This is a genomic window from Nocardioides sp. SR21 (genome assembly GCF_022761125.1).
GTDB lineage: Bacteria > Actinomycetota > Actinomycetes > Propionibacteriales > Nocardioidaceae > Nocardioides.
The window spans coordinates 36305-54635 of record NZ_JAKWJR010000003.1; the positions used below are offsets into that span (position 1 = coordinate 36305).

Consider the following 18331-nt stretch of genomic DNA (forward strand, 5'->3'; position numbering starts at 1 on the left):
ATGGCGACCATCGGCACGTTCGGATCCTCCTTCGCCCGCTCCTGGCGGTTCTCGCTGGAGCAGCGCGGCGACCAGCTGTTCTTCTACGTCAAGGCGCTGGCCTGGGTGCCGCGCGCGATCCGCCGGTACCCGCGCGAGATCACGAACACGCTAGCCGAGGTCACCTTCGGTGCCGGGGGACTCAGCCTGATCGCCGGCACCGTCGGCGTGATCGCGTTCCTCGCGTTCTTCGCCGGCACCGAGGTCGGCATCCAGGGCTACGCGTCGCTGAGCCAGATCGGCGTCGCGAAGTTCAGCGCGTTCATCTCGGCCTACTTCAACACGCGCGAGGTCGCGCCGCTGGTCTCCGCGATCGCGCTCGCGGCGACCGTCGGCTGCGGCTACACCGCGCGGCTCGGCGCGATGCGGATCTCGGAGGAGATCGACGCGCTCGAGGTGATGGGCATCCCGTCGCTGCCGTTCCTGGTGACCACCCGGATGATCGCGGCGTTCATCGCGGTGATCCCGCTCTACATCGTCGCGCTGTCCGCGTCGTACCTCTCGCCCCGGCTGATCACGACCCTGTTCTACGGGCAGTCGTCGGGCACCTACGACCACTACTTCCTGCAGTTCCTGCCGCCCATCGACATCCTCTGGTCGTTCTTCAAGCTGTTGTTCCTCGCGGTCGCCGTGATCCTGATCCACTGCTACTACGGCTACACGGCCTCCGGCGGGCCGGCCGGGGTCGGCATGGCGGTCGGCCGCGCGATCCGCACCAGCATCGTGACGATCGTGGTCGCGGACTTCTTCCTCAGCTTCGCGATCTGGGGCTCCACCACCACGGTGAGGATCACCGGCTGATGTTGGTGAACATCTACCACGACAGCCCGCGGGAGCACCGCCGGCTGCTGCTGGCCGGCGTCGCGTTCGTCACCGTGATCGCGCTGCTGATCGGGCTGTCGATCGCCATCTACAACAAGGCGTTCGAGCCGGCGACCCACGTGACCATCGAGGCCGACCGGGCCGGCCTGCAGCTCGCGAAGTTCGGCGACGTGCGGGTCAACGGAGCGCTGGTCGGCCAGGTGCGCTCGGTCGGGCAGGACGGCGACAAGGCCGTGATCGACGTGGCGATCGAGCCCGACCAGGCCGAGCAGATCCCCGACAACGTCACCGTGCAGATCCTGCCCACCACGCTCTTCGGCCAGAAGTTCGTCTCGCTGGTCCTCCCGGACGACCCGTCGGGCAGCCCGCTCCAGGACGGCGACGTCATCCCGCCCGACCGCGTGGAGACCAACGTCGAGCTCAGCCGGATCATGGCCGACCTGTTCCCGCTGCTGCGCGCGGTGCGGCCCGCCGACCTCAACGCGACGCTCAACGCGCTGTCGACCGCGCTCGGCGGCCGGGGCGAGCAGCTCGGCCAGACCATGGACCAGCTCGACGGCTACCTCGGTGAGATCGACGACCACCTGCCGACGCTGCGCGAGGACCTCGTGAAGCTCGCCGACGTCGCCGACACCTACGACATCGCTGCGCCCGACCTGCTGCACGTGCTGCGCGACGTGAGCACGACCAGCCAGACGATCATCGACAACGAGAAGCAGATCGGGGTCTTCTTCTCCGACCTCCAGGGCCTCGCCGACACCTCGACGGCCGTGCTCCAGGAGAACGAGGCCAACCTGATCCGGGTCGGCCAGGTCACCGAGCCGCTGCTCAAGCTGCTCGCGGTGTACGCGCCCGAGCTGCCCTGCCTGCTCAAGGGAGCCGCACGCTACGCGCCGCGACTCGCGCGCACCTTCGAGGGCAACCAGGTCAAGCAGTACCTCGAGCTCGGGACCCCGCAGTACAGCGCGTACGACGAGGACGACAAGCCGACGTACGGCGAGGTCGGTCACGGGCCCTGGTGCCTCGGGCTGCCGAACCCGCAGGTGCCGGCGCCGCCGGTGGCGCTCGACCAGGGAAGTGACATCGACGAGAACCCACCCACCGCGCTGATCCCCGACTACCTCGGGCTGAACCGTCCCGGGGCCGACTACAGCGGCACGGCGGGGGAGCAGGCCATCGTCAACGCGCTGCTGGCCTCCGACACCGGGCGGCCGAGCGACAGCTTCGGCTCGCTCGGCGCGCTGATGTACGGCCCGCTGGTCCGCGAGGGGGCGAGCGCCCGATGAGCCGGAACTCCACGACGATCGCCGCGGGCATCAAGCTCGCGATCTTCACGGTCGTCTCGATCCTGGTGACCGGGATGCTGGCCGTGATCATGGGCAACATCGGCTTCGGGCCCGGGACGACGTACCAAGCGGTGTTCAGCACCGCGTCGATGCTCCAGAAGGGCGACGACGTCCGCGTCGCCGGCGTGAGCGTCGGCGAGGTGAAGGACGTCGAGCACCACGAGCAGACCCAGGCGCTGGTGACGTTCCGGGTTCAGGCCGACGTCCCGCTCACCACCGCGTCGCGCGCCGAGATCCGCTTCCTCAACCTGGTCGGCGACCGCTACCTCGCGCTCGAGGAGGGCAGCGACACCGGCGCCGAGCCCCTCGAGGACGGCGCGACGATCCCGATCGACCAGACGAAGCCGGCGCTGGACCTCACCGTGCTGTTCAACGGCTTCCAGCCGCTGTTCCAGGCGCTCAACCCCGAGCAGGTCAACGACCTGAGCATGAACCTCGTGCAGGTGCTCCAGGGCGAGGGCGGCACCGTCCAGGGCCTGCTGCAGAAGACCGCGTCGCTGACGAACACGCTCGCCGACCGCGACGACCTGATCGGCGGCGTGATCGACAACCTCACGCAGACGCTGTCGACCGTCGACAGCCGGCACCAGCAGCTCAGCGACCTCGTGGTCGGGCTGAAGGACTGGATGGCCGACCTCGCGGCTGATCGCAACGTCATCGGCTCCTCGCTCGACAACATCTCCGACCTCACGGTCGTCGTCGCCGACCTGATCCGTCAGGGCCGACCGCTGATCAAGTCCGACGTGGCGAAGCTGCGCCAGCTGGCGACGCTGCTGAACAAGAAGGAGAACCGCGCGCAGGTGGTCGAGATGCTCGACCGGCTCCCGGAGTCGATGACCGACCAGACCCGGACCGGCACCTACGGCTCTTGGTACAACTACTACGTCTGCGGCTTCAGCGGCCGGATCACGCTACCGCTCAGCCTGGGTGAGATCCCGGGCGTCAAGCAGCTGATGAAGCTGCTCAACCGGCTCGAGTTCCACTCGTCGGCGCCGCGTTGCAACGGAGCGGGCGAGTGAGCCGCTCGAGCGAGGCCCGCACGCTGCGGTGGGGAGCGATCACCCTCGTGGTGATGCTGCTGGTGATGGCGGCCGCCTTCAACCTGTCGCAGTTCCCCGGCTTCAAGGGCTCGAGCTACCGCGCGGAGTTCTCGGACGCCAGCGGCATCCGCAAGGGCAACATGGTGCAGGTCGGCGGCATCCGCGTCGGCCGCGTCCAGGACGTCGCGCTCGAGGACAGCAACACCGTGATCGTGACCTTCGAGGTCGACAACGACGTGGAGCTGGGTGACGAGAGCAGCGCGTCCGTCGAGGTGCTGAACCTGCTGGGCGAGAAGTACCTGAACCTCGCGCCCGCCGGCTCCGGGGACCTAGGGGACCAGGTGATCCCGCGCGAGCGCACGGAGTCGGCGTACGACATCGTCGGCGTGTTCGGCGACCTGACCACGACGACCGAGCGGATCGACACCGACCAGCTCACCCAGGCGCTGGACATCGTCGCCGACACCACGAACCAGGCCGCCCCCGAGATCGAGCAGAGCTTCCGCGGCATCGCCCGGCTCTCGCAGGTCGTCGCCGAGCGCGACGAGCAGATCCAGGCGCTGCTGAAGAGCTCGCAGAGCGTCAGCAAGGTGCTGGCCGCGCGCAGCGAGGACCTCGTCGACCTGATGAAGAACAGCGACCTGGTCTTCGAGGAGGTGAAGCGGCGCAAGGAGGCGATCCACCTGCTGCTGGTCAACGCCCGCGACCTCGCCGAGCAGCTGCGCGGCGTCGCCCAGGACAACCAGGCGCAGATGGCGCCGGCATTGAAGGAGGTCGACGACCTGCTCTCGCTGCTGGTGAGCAAGGAGAAGGAGCTCAAGGCGACGCTCGCCGCCCTCGGCCCGTACGTCTCGATCCTCGGCAACATCATCGGCACCGGTCCGTGGTTCGACGCCTACGCGTCCAACCTGCTCGCGATCCCGACCGGCGAGTTCCTCCCCGGCTTCACGGAGGCGAACTGATGGACGTGCTGAGCAGGACGAGCGGCCGGGTCGTCGCCGTGGCGCTGGCGTTGGTGCTGGTCGCCGGGATCTGGTTCTTCGCGGTGCGCGACGACACCGAGACCAAGACCGTGACCGCGCACTTCCCGCGGGCGGTCAGCGTCTACCCGGGCACCGACGTGCGGATCCTCGGCGTGAACGTCGGGCAGGTCACCGGCGTGACGCCGGAGGGCAACTCGGTGCGGGTCGAGATGGAGTACGACGCGCAGTACCAGGTGCCGGCCGAGGCCAAGGCGGTCATCGTGACGCCGACGCTGGTCGCGGACCGGTTCGTCCAGCTGACCCCGGCGTACGACAAGGGCGACGCGGTGATGGCCGACGGCGCGGACATCGCGCTGCCCGACACGGGCGTGCCGGTCGAGCTCGACCGCATCTACGCGAGCCTGCGCGACCTGTCGGTCGCGCTCGGCCCGAACGGCGTCAACAAGGACGGCACCCTCGACCACGTGCTCGAGGCCGGGGCGAAGGCGCTGGACGGCAAGGGTGCACTCGGCAACGAGATGCTGACCCAGCTCGCCGCCGCGGCCGAGACGTTCGGTGAGGGCGCCGGGCCGCTGTTCGACACCGTCACCCAGCTCGCCGAGTTCAGCACCGTGCTCGCGCAGAACGACAGGTTCGTCCGGGCGTTCATCCGCGACCTGGCCGAGGTCACCGACCAGCTCGCCGACGAGCGCGAGGAGATCCAGGGTGCGCTGGCCTCGGTCGCCGACGCGGTCGGCACCGTCCGGACGTTCGTGGCCGACAACCGGGAGGCCCTGGTCACCGACGTCGAGAAGCTCACCCGGGTGATGAAGACGATCAACTCCGAGCGCGACAGCATCGACGACGCACTTCGGGTCGCGCCGGTCGCGATCGGCAACCTCGGCCTGGCGTTCAACAGCCAGACCGGGACCATCGGCTCGCGGATCGGCATCAGCGGCAACCTCTGGGACGCCGACGGGTTCCTGTGCGGTGTCGTCCAGCAGGCCGGGCTGCCGCGGGCCGCCGCCGACCTCGCCTGCCGGCTGTTCGAGCAGCTGCTGGAGCCGGTCGAGGACCAGCTCCCGTCGATCCCGCCGGCCGTGCCGAACCGGCCCTCCCCGGGCTTCGCCGGACCGGGCGACTCGCTGTCCTCGATGATGGGAGGCGGGTCGTGAAGCGGATCCTCCTGGGCGTCCTCGCGCTCGCGCTGACCACGTCCGCCTGCGACTTCGACGGCGCCTACGACCTGCCGCTGCCCGGCTCGCCCGTCGACGCCGACCACTCCTACGAGGTGACTGCGGAGTTCGAGGACATCCTGAACGTCGTCCCGCGCTCGCCGGTGATGGTCGACGACGTCACCGTCGGCGAGGTCACCGAGGTCGAGCGGGTCGGGTGGCACGCGCGGGTGACGCTGCGGATCAAGGACGAGGTCGACCTCCCCGACAACGCGGTCGCCGACATCCGGCAGGTCAGCCTGCTCGGCGAGAAGTACGTCGCGCTCGAGGCGCCGACCGACGTCGCGCCGGACGGCACGCTCGCCGACGGCGACACCATCGAGCTCGCCGACACCGGACGCAACCCGGAGGTCGAGGAGGTCCTGGGTGCGCTGTCGTTCCTGCTCAGCGGCGGCGGCGTCGCGCAGCTCGGCACGATCACCCAGGAGCTGAACGCGGTGATGGACGGCCGCACCGACCGGCTGCGCCACCTGCTCGGCTCCCTCGAGAGCGTCGTCGGGACCATCGACGACCAGAAGGCCGACATCCTCCGTGCGATGGAGTCGCTCAACAGCCTGACCTCGACCCTGAACGCCGAGAAGGACACGATCACCGAGGCGCTCGACGTCACCGGCCCCGCCATCGAGGTGCTCGCCGCGCAGCACGACGAGCTGATCGCGATGCTCGGGTCGCTCGACAAGCTCGGGGAGGTCGGCACGCGGGTGATCTCGCAGAGCAAGGACGACATCCTCGCGTCGCTCGACCACCTCCAGCCGGTGCTGCAGCGGCTGCACGAGGCCGGGGACGACCTCGCGCCCGGCCTGAACCTGCTGGTGAGCTTCCCGTTCCCGAAGGAGGCCGGCGAGATCGTCAAGGGCGACTACGCCAACACGTCGATCCGCGCGGACATCAACCTCGAGAACATCATCCCGAACGGCCAGCCCGGCGGCGGCATCCCGCCGATCCTGCCGGACCCGGGCGAGGTGCTCACGAACGTCGAGAAGTGCCTGCGCTCCGGTGACATCCAGAGCAAGGCCTGCCTCAAGCTGCTCGACAACCTGCGGCTGTTCAAGAACCTCAAGAAGGAGTGCCGCAAGAAGAAGTACGACCAGAACCCGGTCTGCGTGGTCATCCGGGCGCTGCCCGGCGCCGGCGACGGCCTCGACCTCGAGGGCGTGCTCGACTACCTGCTCGGCATCCTCGGCCTCCCCGGCGGCGACACCGGCGGCCTGCCCGGCCTCCCGGGACTGCCGGGGCTCGACGGCGTGCTCGGCGGGCTGCTCGGTCGTGCCGTCGACGGCCAACCGAGCGCGGAGCCCAGCGCCAGCGCCCTGTTCGGAGGTGGCGCATGACGCACGGGGTGAAGATCCGGATCGCGGCGTTCATCGTGCTCAGCGCGGTCGGCATCGTCTACATGGCGGGCAACTACCTCGGCCTGGTCGACAAGGTCCTCGGGCGGGGCCTCACGGTCCACGCCACGCTGCCGACCTCGGGCGGCCTGTTCGAGGGCAGCGAGGTCACCTACCGCGGGGTGAAGGTCGGCAAGGTCGCCCGGATGAACGCGACCGCCGAGGGCGTCGCGCTCGACCTCAACCTGCAGGACGGCACCGAGCTGCCGCTCGACTCCGAGATGCACGTCCACAACCTCTCGGCCGTGGGGGAGCAGTACCTCGACTTCGAGCCGCCGGACGACGACGGCCCGTACGCCGAGAACGGGCACACCTTCGAGGGCGACGACACGTCGCTGCCCGTCGACGAGGCCGACCTGCTGGTCGAGCTCGACCACTTCGTCGGCTCGGTCGACCAGGACAACCTGACCACGGTCGTGCGCGAGCTCGGCTCGATGTTCAACGACACCGGCCGGCCGCTGCAGCGGCTGCTCGACAACGGCAGCACGTTCGTCCAGGAGGCGTCCGAGCACACCGAGGAGACGATCCGGCTGCTCGACCAGGGCAAGCGCGTCCTCGCCACGCAGCAGGGCGAGAGCGAGAACATCACCAGCCTGGCCGGTGACCTCGCCGACATCACCGACGCGCTCGCGCGCAGCGACGACGACCTCGAGCGGGTGCTCGACGGCACGCCGCGCACCGCCCGCGAGGTCGACGCGCTGCTGCGCGACCTGCAGCCGACGCTGCCGGTGCTGCTCGGCAACGCGGTCAGCGTGAACCAGGTCGTGGTCACCCACCTCGCCGGGCTCGAGCAGCTCCTCGTCACCTACCCGACCACGATCGCGACCGGCTTCACCGGGACCCCGGGCGACGGCTACGGGCACGTGAACCTCCAGCTCGACTACCGCCAGCCGCCGTGCACCGCCGGCTACAAGCCGCGCAGCGAGTGGCGGCGTACCAACGACCTGACGGACGCCCCGATCTTCCCGGCCCAGTGCGCGAGCGGACCGCCGTTCGTGATGCGCGGGACACAGCACTCCCCGAGCTCTCCTGGCCAGAACTCGCCGGGCCGCGTCTACCGCTCGTCCTACGACCCGCGCAGCGGCTTGGTCTCGGGTGCCGTGGATCGGAACGGCAACCCCGTACGATTCGTCGATCAGGGGGACCTGTCGATCCTGGGAGGGGATGGGTGGAAGTGGCTCCTGGTGAGTTCGGTGATGAACCCGTGACGCGGGTCCGTCTCGACATCGCCCTGTTCACGATCGCGTTGCTCCTCGGCTGCGGCGTCGTGTTCGGCGGCGTGCTCGTCTACAAGGAGCACCAGAACCGCGACCGGGAAGCGGTCGCGCAGGAGCGTTACGGCGCGGTGCTCGCGGCCGCGCGCGACGAGGTCGAGGCGTTCATCAACATCGACTACCGCGACGCCCAGGCCAGCATCGACGCGGTCGCGGAGGGCGCGACCGGCGAGTTCGCCGAGCAGTACGACTCCTCGACCGAGGGCGTCGTCCAGCTGCTCGAGCAGAACCAGTCCGTGATGGACGGCGAGGTGCTGTCGGCCGGCGTGGTCGACCTCGACAACGACAGCGCCACCGTGCTCGCCTCGACCAAGGGCACCGTCGCCAACAAGGCGTCCGGCGGGGAGCCGGTCGCCCGCTACTTCCGGCTCAAGCTCGACCTGCAGTACGTCGACGGTGAGTGGCGCACCAGCAACCTGGAGTTCGTGAGCTGATGACGTCACGCAACCCGACCAGCCGCCCGCGCAAGGTCGCCGGCCAGCGAGCCGAGCCCGACGGTGGTTTCGAGACAGGACTTCGTCCTTCCTCGACCACCGACGACCACGCCGACCCGGTGGTCGAGCCCGTCGAGACCCCGGAAGCCGACCCGGTGGTCGAGGAAGGCGCCCCGGCGCCTGTCTCGAGACCGCCGAGCCGCAAGCGCACCGTCGCTCTGGTGGCCGCCATCGTGGTGCTGCTCGGGATCGGCATCGCCGAGATCGTCTACCTGAACCAGGACGACGCTGCGACCATCTCGGCCGACCGCCCCGTCGTCACCGGCGAGCTGACCCACCGCGCCGCGGTGGACGCGGCCGCCTCGTCGGCGGTCGAGATCCTGTCGACGTCGTACGACGACTACGACGCGCAGGTCGAGCAGGCCACGAGCAAGATGACCGACAGCTTCGCGGAGGACTACCGCGGGACCGCCGACGGCATCAAGGAAGCGTTCGTCGAGAACGAGACCAAGCTGCAGTTCGAGGCTGTCGGGCAGAGCGTGGTCCAGGCGTCGCCCGAGCAGGTCCAGGCGCTGCTGTTCCTCAACCAGTACGTCGAGAAGGTCGTGGACGGCGAGCCGCGGACCGACTACGCGCAGTACCGCGCGCTGGTCACCGTCGTGCACACCGACCACGGCTGGCTGGTCTCCGACATCGAGACGCAGTGACGGAATGGGGCTCCGGCAAAACTAGAACAGGTTATAGTTGAGTCGACCCCCTCGAGAGGAGCAGGATCGCGGACGTGGCCGACCAACATGACACTGATCTGCTGATCATCGGCGCCGGCCCGACCGGCCTCTTCGCCGCCTACTACGCCGGCTTCCGCGGCATGAGCGTCGCGATCGTCGACTCCCTACCCGAGCTCGGTGGCCAGATCACCGCGATGTACCCCGAGAAGCAGATCCTGGACGTCGCCGGGTTCCCGTCGGTCAAGGGTCGCGAGCTCGTCGAGGGGCTCGTCGCGCAGGCGACGACCGCGGACCCGGCGTACTTCCTCGACCGGACCGCGACCACGCTGACCGAGGAGGACGAGAGCGTCGTCGTCGAGCTCGACGACGGCTCCGAGATCCGCGCCAAGGCGGTGCTGATCACCGCCGGCATCGGCAAGTTCAGCCCGCGCGCGCTGCCCGCCGGTGACGGCTGGCTCGGCCGCGGCCTCGAGTTCTTCGTGCCGAGCTTCGCGCCGTACGCCGGCAAGGACGTCGTGATCGTCGGTGGCGGCGACTCCGCGTTCGACTGGGCACTGCACCTCGAGCCGGTCGCGCAGTCGGTGACGCTGGTGCACCGGCGCGACGCCTTCCGCGCGCACGAGCGGACCGTGCAGGCTGTCCGTGACTCCAGCGTCGAGATCGTCACCCGGGCCGAGGTCTCCGCGCTGCACGGCAACGGCGTCCTCGAGTCGGTCGAGATCACCGTCGACGGTGAGACCACCACCCGGCCGGCGCAGGCGCTGGTCGCCGCGCTCGGGTTCATCGCCGACCTCGGACCCCTGCAGCAGTGGGGGCTCGAGGTGCACAAGCGGCACATCGTGGTCGACCCGTCGATGCGCACGAACCTCGCGCGCGTCTTCGCCGCCGGCGACATCACCGAGTACCCCGGCAAGGTCCGGCTGATCGCCGTCGGCTTCGGCGAGGCCGCCACCGCGGTCAACAACGCGGCGGTCGTGATCGACCCGACCGCCCACGTGTTCCCCGGTCACTCCTCGGAAGGGAGCTGAGCAATGAAGATCAAGGTGGACTTCGACCTCTGCGAGTCCAACGCCCTCTGCGAGGCGATGGCACCCGAGGTGTTCGAGCTGGACGACGACGACTTCCTCCAGCTGAAGACCGAGGAGACCACGCCCGAGAACATCGAGAACGTCAAGCGCGCCGTCGCGGCCTGCCCGCGCGCCGCCATCTCCCTGGAGGACTGATCTTGAGCACCTCTCTCGACGGCCGGGTCGCGATCGTGACCGGAGCCGGCGCCGGACTCGGCCGCGCCGAGGCGCTGGCCCTCGCGGACGCCGGCGCCCGCGTCGTCCTCAACGACCTGCCGGGTGGCGCCGACGAGGCCGCGGACGAGATCCGGTCCCGCGGTGGCGAGGCGAGCGTGGTTGCCGGCGACGTGGGGGAGCGGGCGACCGCCGACGCGATGCTGGCCGCGGCCGTCGACGGCTTCGGCCGGCTCGACATCGTCGTGAACAACGCCGGGGTCACCCGCGACCGGATGCTGTTCAACATGAGTGACGAGGAGTGGGACCTCGTCATGAAGATCCACCTGCGCGGGCACTTCCTGCTCTCGCGCAACGCCGCGGCGCACTGGCGTGCGCTCGCCAAGGAGTCCGGACCGGTCGACGCCGCCGTGGTGAACACCGCCTCCGAGGCGTTCCTGTCCGGTCCGCCCGGACAGGCCAACTACGGCGCCGCCAAGGCCGGCATCGCCGCGCTCACGGTCTCGACCGCGCGGGCGATGGCCAGCAGCGGCGTACGCGCCAACGCGATCTGCCCTCGCGCGCGGACCGCGATGACCGCCGACGTGTTCGGCGAGGACCAGTCCGGCCTCGAGGTCGACCCGTACTCGCCCGAGCACGTCGCCCCGCTGGTCGCCTACCTGGCGTCGCCGGCGGCGTCCGGCATCACCGGGCAGGTGTTCGTCGTGTACGGCGGGATGGTGGCCCTGGTCGCCGCGCCCGTCGTGGAGCAGCGCTTCGACAAGGCCGGCACGGTGTGGACGGCGGACGACCTCGACAAGCAGCTCGGTGGCTACTTCGACGGCCGGGACCCGGCCCAGGGGTTCGCCGCCGACTCGATCATGAAGCTGACGGTGTGAGAATGGGACGTCTGGACAACAAGGTCGCGATCGTCACCGGCGGCGCGATGGGACAGGGCGCGGGCATCGCCCGCGAGTTCGTGGCGCAGGGCGCGAAGGTCGCGATCGCGGACATCGCCAAGGAGCAGGGCCAGGCGCTGGCCGACGAGCTCTGCGAAGAGTTCGGGCTGAGCAGTGCGCACTTCGTCCACCACGACGTCAGCGACCAGGCGTCGTGGACCGCGCTGGTCGAGGACACCAACCAGCGCTTCGGCCCGGTCAACGTGCTCGCCAACAACGCCGGCCTGCTGCGGTTCGGCGAGATCGAGACGATGCCGATCGACGATCTCGAGCTGCTGTTCCGCGTGAACCAGCTCGGCTGCTTCCTCGGCATGCAGGCGGTCACCCACACCATGCGCACCAACGGCGGCGGCTCGATCATCAACGCCTCGTCGGTCGAGGGCCTGGCGGGGATGGCCAACTGCACGGCGTACGCCGCCACCAAGTGGGCGATCCGCGGGATGACGAAGTGCGGCGCGATGGAGCTCGGGCCCCAGGGCATCCGGGTGAACTCCGTGCACCCCGGCATGATCGACACTCCGATGACGCGCGTGCACGGCGGCGACGTCGCGATGGAGTTCGGCGCCTCCAAGGTGCCGCTGCGCCGGGTCGGGCACCCCGAGGACATCGCTCCGCTCTACGTGTTCCTGGCGAGCGACGAGTCGGCGTACATCAACGGCGCGGAGATCTCGATCGACGGCGGGGTCACCGCGACCCACGCGTTCGGGGGCTAGCGTCTCGAGTCAGGAGGTCATGCGTGTTTGGCGTGCTCAGGGTGTGTGCATCGCAAGGCGCCGGAGCGAAGGCGCTGTTGGCCCATCGCCGAGCGACGGCAACGCCGCGGGGTACGTGCCATGTGTGCGCGAAGCGCACACGAACCTCTGACTCGAGACGCTAGGTTTCGGGCATGGCGAACCAGCGCGGCGAGATCGTGATGTCCCACGACGAGCAGGTCGAGTTCCTACACCAGCAGCGGGAGTGCACGCTCGGGACGATCGGGCCGAAGGGCCAGATCCACCTGGTGGGCATGTGGTACGCTGTGATGGACGACCACATCTGGTTCGAGACCAAGAAGAAGGCGCAGAAGACGGTGAACCTGCGCCGCGACCCGCGGTGCACCTTCCTCGTCGAGGCCGGTCACACCTATGACCAGCTGCGCGGCGTCTCGATCGAGGGACAGGGCGTGGTCGTCGAGGACGAGGACGTCGTGTGGGACGTCTGCGTGAACATCTTCGAGCGCTACAACGGCCCGTACTCCGAGGAGATGAAGCCGTTCGTGGAGTTCATGGCGAAGAACCGCGCGGCGGTCCGCCTCGACCCCGACCGGGTCCGCTCCTGGGACCACCGCAAGCTCGGCCTCCCGGCCATGGAGCTCGGCGGCACGACCGCGGCATTCCTGGAGTGACGCCCTGACCATCGCCCGTTTCGGGGGGTGACGCCCGCCGTCGGGCCGAGCCAGCATGGACTCTCGCTCGCAGAGGGAGTGCTGTGGACCTGGATACCGGCCTGAAGGCGCTGCTGCTGGTGTCGATCGTGTCGGCGGCGGCACCGTTCATCTGCGCGCTGCTCGCGCCACTGCGGATCCCGCAGGTCGTGGTCCTGATCGTGGGCGGCGTGCTGATCGGCCCCGACGTCGGCGGCTGGGCCGAGCGGGACTCGATCGAGCTGGTCGCGAACGTCGGGCTCGGCTTCCTCTTCCTGCTCGCCGGCTACGAGCTCGAGCTCGGGCACTTCCGGGAGCGGAGCGGGGCTCTGGCTATCGCCGGCTGGGCGGTCAGCGCCGTCGCCGCGGTCACCATCGTCGGCCTGCTGACGCTCAACGGTTTCGTGCACGCGTTCGTCCCGGTGGCGCTGGCGCTGACCACGACCGCGCTCGGGACCCTGCTCCCCATCCTCCGCGACAACGACATGCTGGACGGCCCGCTGGGGCGGATGATCATGCCCGCCGGCGCGGTCGGCGAGTTCCTGCCGATCGTGGGCATCGCGGTCTTCCTCGGCTCCCAGGGTCGTCTGTACGGACTGCTGTCGCTGGTCGTGATGTGCGGGCTCGCGCTCGCGCTGGCGTGGGTGCCGCGGATCGCCCTGCTGCGCAGGTTCGAGACGGTCTCGCGCGAGGGCGAGCACGCGACGTCGCAGACGACGCTGCGGCTGACCGTGATGCTGCTGTTCGGGCTGCTGGTGTTCGCGAGCGACTTCGGGCTGGACGTCGTGCTCGGCGCGTTCCTCGCGGGCGTGGTCCTACGGCGCTGGGCGCCCGGCGACGTGGACGCCCTGGAGCACAAGCTGGACGCGGTCGGCTACGGCTTCTTCATCCCAGTGTTCTTCGTGTTCTCGGGCATGGGCCTCGACATCGACTCGATCATGGAGGCGCCGGCCCGCCTCTTCGTCTTCTTCGGCCTGCTGCTGGCCGTCCGCGGTGTCCCGGCCCTGTTCCTCTACCGCCGCGAGCTCGACGGCCGGCAGCGGGTCCAGATGATGCTGCTGACCGCCACCTCGCTGCCGCTGATGGTCGCGCTCTCCGAGGTCGGCCTGGACAGCGGCCACATGCTCCCCGAGAACGCCGCAGCCCTGGTCGGGGCGGGCGTGCTCTCGGTGATGGTCTTCCCGGGGATCGCCGTCGCCCTCAACCGTTCCGCCCGTACGGCATCCTTGGACTCATGACGACCAAGAGTGAGTTCTCCGCCGAGGAGTGGACCCGCATCGTCCGCGCGCCGTTCGTGGCCGGCATGGCCATCTCGATGGCCGACCCGGGTGGGCCGATCGAGATCGCCAAGGAGTCGGTGGCGATGCTCCGCGCCGCCACCAGCCCGACGAGCCGCGAGCAGTTGATCGCCGAGATCGCCCTCGACATCCAGGCCGAGTCCCAGGAGAAGCGGAACCCGCTCAAGGGGTTCAAGCCCGCGAAGGACGCCCCCGGGTCGCTCGCCGAGCAGGTGCTGGCCGAGCTCAGCGAGGTGCGCGGGATCGTCGCGGAGAAGGCGACGCCCGCCGAGACCGAGGCCTTCGGCCTCTGGCTGGTCGACGTCGCCCAGGCCGCGGCCGACGCCGGCAAGGAGGGCGGTTTCATGGGCATCGGTGCCGTTCGGGTGAGTGATCGCGAACAGACCATGCTGGACCGGTTGCGGGAGGTAGTCTCCGGGGCGTGACGCGGACCCCTGCTCGTCGTGCCCTGATCGCCGGCCTGGCGCTGGTGCTGGCCGCGACGGTCGGCCCTCCCGTCGCCACCGCCTCGGCCGCGCCCGGCACGCCGGCGGACGCGCCGTACCGCACCAAGGTCCTGAAGCTCCTGCGCCAGATGAGCGTGGAGGAGAAGGTGGGCCAGCTCTTCGTGATCGAGGTGGCCGGCCGGGACGCCTACACGGTCAGCGACACCGCGACGGCCACGAACCAGAAGCTGTACGGCGTCGACACGCCCGCGCAGGTCATCGCGAAGTACCAGCCCGGTGGGGTCGTCTACTTCACGACCCGCAACAGTGACGACAACATCGGCAGCCCGGCCCAGGTCGCGACGCTCTCGAACGGGCTGCAGTTCGCCGCGCTCGCGCAGCCGAACAGGATCCCGCTGCAGATCTCGGTCGACCAGGAGGGCGGCTCGCTCGTCGCGCGCTTCGGCGCGCCGATGACGCAGATGCCGGGCAACATGGCGCTCGGCGCCGGCAGGTCGGCCGCGGACGCCCGGCGCTCGGCCCAGGTGATCGGCGAGGAGCTCGCCGCGGTCGGGGTGACGCAGCCGTACGCGCCGGTCGCCGACGTGAACGTCAACCCGAACAACCCCGTCATCGGCATCCGCTCGATCGGGTCCGACCCGGCGCTGGTGTCGCGCCTGGTCACCGCGCAGGTCCGGGGCTACCACCTCGGCGGCGTCTCGTCGGTGGCGAAGCACTTCCCGGGGCACGGCGACACGGGCGTCGACAGCCACTACGGGCTGCCCGAGGTCACCCACACCCGCAAGCAGCTCGACACGATCGACCTCCCGCCGTTCCGCGCGGCCATCGCCGCCGGGGTCGACACGATCATGACCGCGCACGTCGTCATGCCGGAGATCGACCCGAGCGGCGTGCCGGCCACGATGTCGCGCAAGATCCTCACCGGCCTGCTGCGCAAGGAGCTCGGCTTCAAGGGACTGATCGTCACCGACGCCCTTGACATGGCCGGGGCGACCGAGACGTTCCCGCCGGACGTCGCTCCGGTGCGGGCGCTGCTCGCCGGCGCCGACCAGCTGCTGGTCCCGCCGCAGATGGACACGGCGTTCGCCGCCGTCCTCGACGCGGTCGAGGAGGGCGTGATCAGCAAGGAGCGGCTGAACGCGTCGGTCTACCGGATCCTGCTGCACAAGTACCGCTCCGGGTTGTTCGCCGACCCGTTGGTCAACCCGGCGACCGCGGGCCGGGTGGTGGGCATGGACGAGCACCTCGCCGACGCGCAGGCGATCACCGACCGCACCACCACGCTGGTGAAGAACGACGACGACCTGCTGCCGCTGACCGCCGGTCCGGGCGACGTCCTCGTCACCGGCTGGGGCGTGACGACGACCGCGCTGATCGGCTCGGCCCTCGGCGCCCGCGGTGCGACCCCGACCGTCCTCCAGACCGGCACCACGCCGACCCAGGACGACATCGACTTCGCCGTCGAGTCCGCGCAGGCCGCCGACCTCGTCGTGGTGTCGACGAACAACGCCTACGCCGTCGACGCGACGACCGGGCAGCCGACGGCGGGCGCCGCCGCGCAGACCCGGCTGGTCGAGGCGCTGCTCGAGACCGGCACGCCCGTCGTCGTCGCCGCGATGCGCAACCCGTACGACGTCGCGTCGTTCCCTGCCGCCCCGACCGTCGTGAACACCTTCGGCTACACCGCCGCCCAGGTCGAGTCGCTGGCCCGCGTGCTGTTCGGCGAGGTGGCTCCGCACGGCAGGCTGCCGGTCTCGATCCCGCTCACGGACGGCACCGGAACGCTGTACCCGTTCGGCCACGGGCTGGGCTACTGACGCTTCCGGCGGCGTATCTCGCGTCGACCCGACGCACTCCTTACCGTTGCAGGGGAGGAGGTGCGCCATGGCCGAAGAGTCGGTCCCTGCGGTCGCGCTGAGGACGTACCGGTTCTTGCGCCTGACGGTGATCGGGGTCATCGCGATGCTCGCGATCTCGATCCTCATCGAGGCCCAACGCACGGACTGGTGCCTCAAGGGCTCGATCAGCGCGTACTACTACTCCCCGGTGAGGTCGGTCTTCGTCGGTGCGCTGTGCGCCATCGGGCTGGTGCTGATCGCGCTGTGGGGCAAGACCGCGATCGAGGACTCGCTGTTCAACCTGGCCGGACTGCTCGCGCCGGTGGTCGCGTTCGTCCCGGCGAAGGACGACGGGCTGTGTCCTGCGGACCCGGCGCTCGACCCGGTCCGCAACCAGGCGGCCATCGCGAATGCGATGTGGAGCTACCTGGTCGTGGTCGGCCTCTTCCTGGCGGCGTTGGTGGTGGTCGGCGTCATCGCCCGCCGGCAGGACCGGTGGCCGCTCATCCGGGACAACCAGGTCGGCTTCTGGGTCCCGCTCGGCCTGGCGATCGCGCTCTGGTTGCTCGGTCTGTGGCAGTTCTCCGTCCGGGACCGGACGCCGGGCGGGGCGAGCTGGTTCTACCAGAACGTCCACTTCACGTCGGCGATCGTCATGTTCGTCCTCATCACGCTCGGGATCCTCTGGATCGGCATCGCCTGGTGGTTCGGCCGGCGACGGCTGAGGGCGGGCGGGCGGCTGGCGACCGCCTTCAACGCCTGCCTGGGCGAGATCGCCCTGTCGGAGGAGCGCGACCCGAAGCGGGCCCGCCGGTACGTCGGGCAGGCCCTCGCCATGCTCGGGGTCTCCGTGCTGCTGTTCGTGCCGGGCACGATGGGTGCCGGTCCGACCTGGTTCGTCGACCACTACGTGTTCCTGGTCGAGGCCTGGATGATCGGCAACGTCGCGGTGTTCTGGGCCGTGCAGACCAAGGAGCGCTGGCACGAGGGTGCGCCGCCGCGCACCGAGGAGGAGCTGGCCGCCGCGGTCGAGACCGACGCGCGCCGGAGCGAGGCCGAGGCCCGGGCGGGCGGGCCGCAATAGCCCGTTCGGGTCGTGTGGACGGCGGCTGACGGATCTACCGTGGCCATGTCCCCGGGGGGATAGGACGACCAGGGTCGCGGGTGTTCACGGGGGAGCGCCCGCGACCACGGTCAGTCGCGCAGGACGAGCCGGACCGCGACCTCGATGCGCTGGCCGGTCTCGGCGGCCGACGTACGGCCGGTCACCCAGCCGACGAGGGCGGAGAGCCAGACGTCACCGATCACCTGGGCGATCGAGACGTCCTCGTCGGTGAGCTCCTCGTGGCCCTCGGGATACATGGCCCGGGTGACCATCGCGGTCAGCAGCATGCCGACCTGGTGGATCTCAGCGGCGACGGAGGCGTCGGCGAACATGAACGCGCGGGTGAGCGCCTCGGTGAGCTGCGGGTCGCTCTGCATGCCGCGGGTGGTGCGCTTGAGGGCGTTGATCACGCGGTCGGCCGCGGTGTCACCGTCGACCGGCTTGTCGCGCAGCGCGACCTCGGTGCGCTCGAACTCGCGCTGCAGGGCGGAGACCAGCAGGTGGATCTTCGACGGGAAGTACCGGTAGAGCGTGCCGAGCGCGACGTCGGCCTGCTCCGCGACGGCGCGCATCTGGACGGCGTCGAAGCCGCCCTGCGAGGCCAGCGCGATGGTCGCGTCGAGGATGCGCTTGCGGCGGTCGCGCTGGGCAGCGGAGCCCAGATCGTCGACTGCCAGCGAGTTCGCGCTGCTCACAAGGGACCCCCATTCACACGTCAGGTTCAGTTCGTCGGTCGGACGCAGAGTCTAGGGAACCCCCGAGAGTCCGGTTGATACCGGCCACTAGGCTAGCAAT

At 70.0% G+C, this 18331-nt stretch carries 19 protein-coding genes; 18 read left to right on the forward strand and 1 reads right to left on the reverse strand.

Annotated elements, in window-relative coordinates:
* The 18 genes from MJ604_RS06160 to MJ604_RS06245 all read left to right on the forward strand — a co-directional run bounded on the left by MJ604_RS06160 (window position 1) and on the right by MJ604_RS06245 (window position 17515).
* Entirely contained in the window at window positions 1-840 is an 840-nt protein-coding gene (locus MJ604_RS06160) for an ABC transporter permease (protein WP_243057432.1), read from the forward strand.
* Entirely contained in the window at window positions 840-2147 is a 1308-nt protein-coding gene (locus MJ604_RS06165) for an MCE family protein (RefSeq protein WP_243057433.1), read from the forward strand. Before MJ604_RS06160 ends, MJ604_RS06165 begins: the two co-directional genes overlap by 1 nt.
* Window positions 2144-3226 carry an MCE family protein gene (locus MJ604_RS06170; protein WP_243057434.1) on the forward strand — a complete coding sequence of 361 codons (1083 nt, stop codon included), beginning with the start codon at window positions 2144-2146 and terminating at the stop codon, window positions 3224-3226. The genes MJ604_RS06165 and MJ604_RS06170 overlap by 4 nt, the downstream gene beginning before the upstream one ends.
* Window positions 3223-4209, forward strand: coding sequence for an MCE family protein (locus MJ604_RS06175; RefSeq protein WP_243057435.1), 987 nt, complete (start codon window positions 3223-3225; stop codon window positions 4207-4209). The genes MJ604_RS06170 and MJ604_RS06175 overlap by 4 nt, the downstream gene beginning before the upstream one ends.
* Entirely contained in the window at window positions 4209-5384 is a 1176-nt protein-coding gene (locus MJ604_RS06180; protein WP_243057436.1) for an MCE family protein, read from the forward strand. The genes MJ604_RS06175 and MJ604_RS06180 overlap by 1 nt, the downstream gene beginning before the upstream one ends.
* On the forward strand, window positions 5381-6775 hold the full coding sequence (locus MJ604_RS06185; RefSeq protein ID WP_243057437.1) for an MCE family protein: 1395 nt from the start codon (window positions 5381-5383) through the stop codon (window positions 6773-6775). The genes MJ604_RS06180 and MJ604_RS06185 overlap by 4 nt, the downstream gene beginning before the upstream one ends.
* On the forward strand, window positions 6772-8040 hold the full coding sequence (locus tag MJ604_RS06190) for an MCE family protein (protein ID WP_243057438.1): 1269 nt from the start codon (window positions 6772-6774) through the stop codon (window positions 8038-8040). Before MJ604_RS06185 ends, MJ604_RS06190 begins: the two co-directional genes overlap by 4 nt.
* The gene (locus MJ604_RS06195; RefSeq protein WP_243057439.1) at window positions 8037-8540 is read left to right on the forward strand and encodes a nuclear transport factor 2 family protein; all 504 of its coding nucleotides are present in this window, start codon (window positions 8037-8039) and stop codon (window positions 8538-8540) included. The genes MJ604_RS06190 and MJ604_RS06195 overlap by 4 nt, the downstream gene beginning before the upstream one ends.
* Window positions 8540-9247 (forward strand): hypothetical protein, encoded by a 708-nt coding sequence (locus MJ604_RS06200; protein ID WP_243057440.1) that lies wholly within the window; start codon window positions 8540-8542, stop codon window positions 9245-9247. Before MJ604_RS06195 ends, MJ604_RS06200 begins: the two co-directional genes overlap by 1 nt.
* A gap of 74 nt (window positions 9248-9321) precedes the next feature.
* Window positions 9322-10296: an NAD(P)/FAD-dependent oxidoreductase gene (locus MJ604_RS06205; RefSeq protein ID WP_243057441.1), complete on the forward strand. Its 975-nt coding sequence runs from the start codon at window positions 9322-9324 to the stop codon at window positions 10294-10296.
* A 3-nt stretch (window positions 10297-10299) separates the two neighbouring features.
* Window positions 10300-10491, forward strand: coding sequence for a ferredoxin (locus MJ604_RS06210; RefSeq protein WP_243057442.1), 192 nt, complete (start codon window positions 10300-10302; stop codon window positions 10489-10491).
* 2 nt (window positions 10492-10493) lie between these two features.
* Window positions 10494-11387 carry a 3-oxoacyl-ACP reductase gene (locus MJ604_RS06215; RefSeq protein ID WP_243057443.1) on the forward strand — a complete coding sequence of 298 codons (894 nt, stop codon included), beginning with the start codon at window positions 10494-10496 and terminating at the stop codon, window positions 11385-11387.
* 2 nt (window positions 11388-11389) lie between these two features.
* Window positions 11390-12160 (forward strand): SDR family NAD(P)-dependent oxidoreductase, encoded by a 771-nt coding sequence (locus MJ604_RS06220; protein ID WP_243057444.1) that lies wholly within the window; start codon window positions 11390-11392, stop codon window positions 12158-12160.
* Window positions 12161-12333: 173 nt separating this feature from the next.
* Window positions 12334-12831, forward strand: coding sequence for a TIGR03618 family F420-dependent PPOX class oxidoreductase (locus MJ604_RS06225; RefSeq protein ID WP_243057445.1), 498 nt, complete (start codon window positions 12334-12336; stop codon window positions 12829-12831).
* Between the two features lie 83 nt (window positions 12832-12914).
* Window positions 12915-14087, forward strand: coding sequence for a cation:proton antiporter (locus tag MJ604_RS06230; RefSeq protein WP_243057446.1), 1173 nt, complete (start codon window positions 12915-12917; stop codon window positions 14085-14087).
* Window positions 14084-14572 carry a hypothetical protein gene (locus MJ604_RS06235; RefSeq protein ID WP_243057447.1) on the forward strand — a complete coding sequence of 163 codons (489 nt, stop codon included), beginning with the start codon at window positions 14084-14086 and terminating at the stop codon, window positions 14570-14572. The genes MJ604_RS06230 and MJ604_RS06235 overlap by 4 nt, the downstream gene beginning before the upstream one ends.
* Window positions 14569-16410: a glycoside hydrolase family 3 protein gene (locus MJ604_RS06240; protein WP_243057448.1), complete on the forward strand. Its 1842-nt coding sequence runs from the start codon at window positions 14569-14571 to the stop codon at window positions 16408-16410. The genes MJ604_RS06235 and MJ604_RS06240 overlap by 4 nt, the downstream gene beginning before the upstream one ends.
* Window positions 16411-16477: 67 nt before the next feature.
* On the forward strand, window positions 16478-17515 hold the full coding sequence (locus MJ604_RS06245; RefSeq protein WP_243057449.1) for a hypothetical protein: 1038 nt from the start codon (window positions 16478-16480) through the stop codon (window positions 17513-17515).
* Between the two features lie 110 nt (window positions 17516-17625).
* Here the strand turns inward: MJ604_RS06245 and MJ604_RS06250 are convergent, their stop codons facing one another.
* Complete coding sequence (locus tag MJ604_RS06250) at window positions 17626-18231, reverse strand: TetR family transcriptional regulator (RefSeq protein WP_243057450.1); 606 nt, start codon at window positions 18229-18231, stop codon at window positions 17626-17628.
* Between the last annotated feature and the right edge of the window lie 100 nt (window positions 18232-18331).

Bases quoted from the DNA above. Each gene is read 5' to 3' on its own strand.
- MJ604_RS06160 (WP_243057432.1), top strand. From the start codon at position 1: ATGGCGACCATCGGCACGTTCGGATCCTCCTTCGCCCGCTCCTGGCGG.
- MJ604_RS06165 (WP_243057433.1), top strand. From the start codon at position 840: ATGTTGGTGAACATCTACCACGACAGCCCGCGGGAGCACCGCCGGCTG.
- MJ604_RS06170 (WP_243057434.1), top strand. From the start codon at position 2,144: ATGAGCCGGAACTCCACGACGATCGCCGCGGGCATCAAGCTCGCGATC.
- MJ604_RS06180 (WP_243057436.1), top strand. From the start codon at position 4,209: ATGGACGTGCTGAGCAGGACGAGCGGCCGGGTCGTCGCCGTGGCGCTG.
- MJ604_RS06190 (WP_243057438.1), top strand. From the start codon at position 6,772: ATGACGCACGGGGTGAAGATCCGGATCGCGGCGTTCATCGTGCTCAGC.
- MJ604_RS06200 (WP_243057440.1), top strand. From the start codon at position 8,540: ATGACGTCACGCAACCCGACCAGCCGCCCGCGCAAGGTCGCCGGCCAG.
- MJ604_RS06210 (WP_243057442.1), top strand. From the start codon at position 10,300: ATGAAGATCAAGGTGGACTTCGACCTCTGCGAGTCCAACGCCCTCTGC.
- MJ604_RS06220 (WP_243057444.1), top strand. From the start codon at position 11,390: ATGGGACGTCTGGACAACAAGGTCGCGATCGTCACCGGCGGCGCGATG.
- MJ604_RS06225 (WP_243057445.1), top strand. From the start codon at position 12,334: ATGGCGAACCAGCGCGGCGAGATCGTGATGTCCCACGACGAGCAGGTC.
- MJ604_RS06235 (WP_243057447.1), top strand. From the start codon at position 14,084: ATGACGACCAAGAGTGAGTTCTCCGCCGAGGAGTGGACCCGCATCGTC.
- MJ604_RS06245 (WP_243057449.1), top strand. From the start codon at position 16,478: ATGGCCGAAGAGTCGGTCCCTGCGGTCGCGCTGAGGACGTACCGGTTC.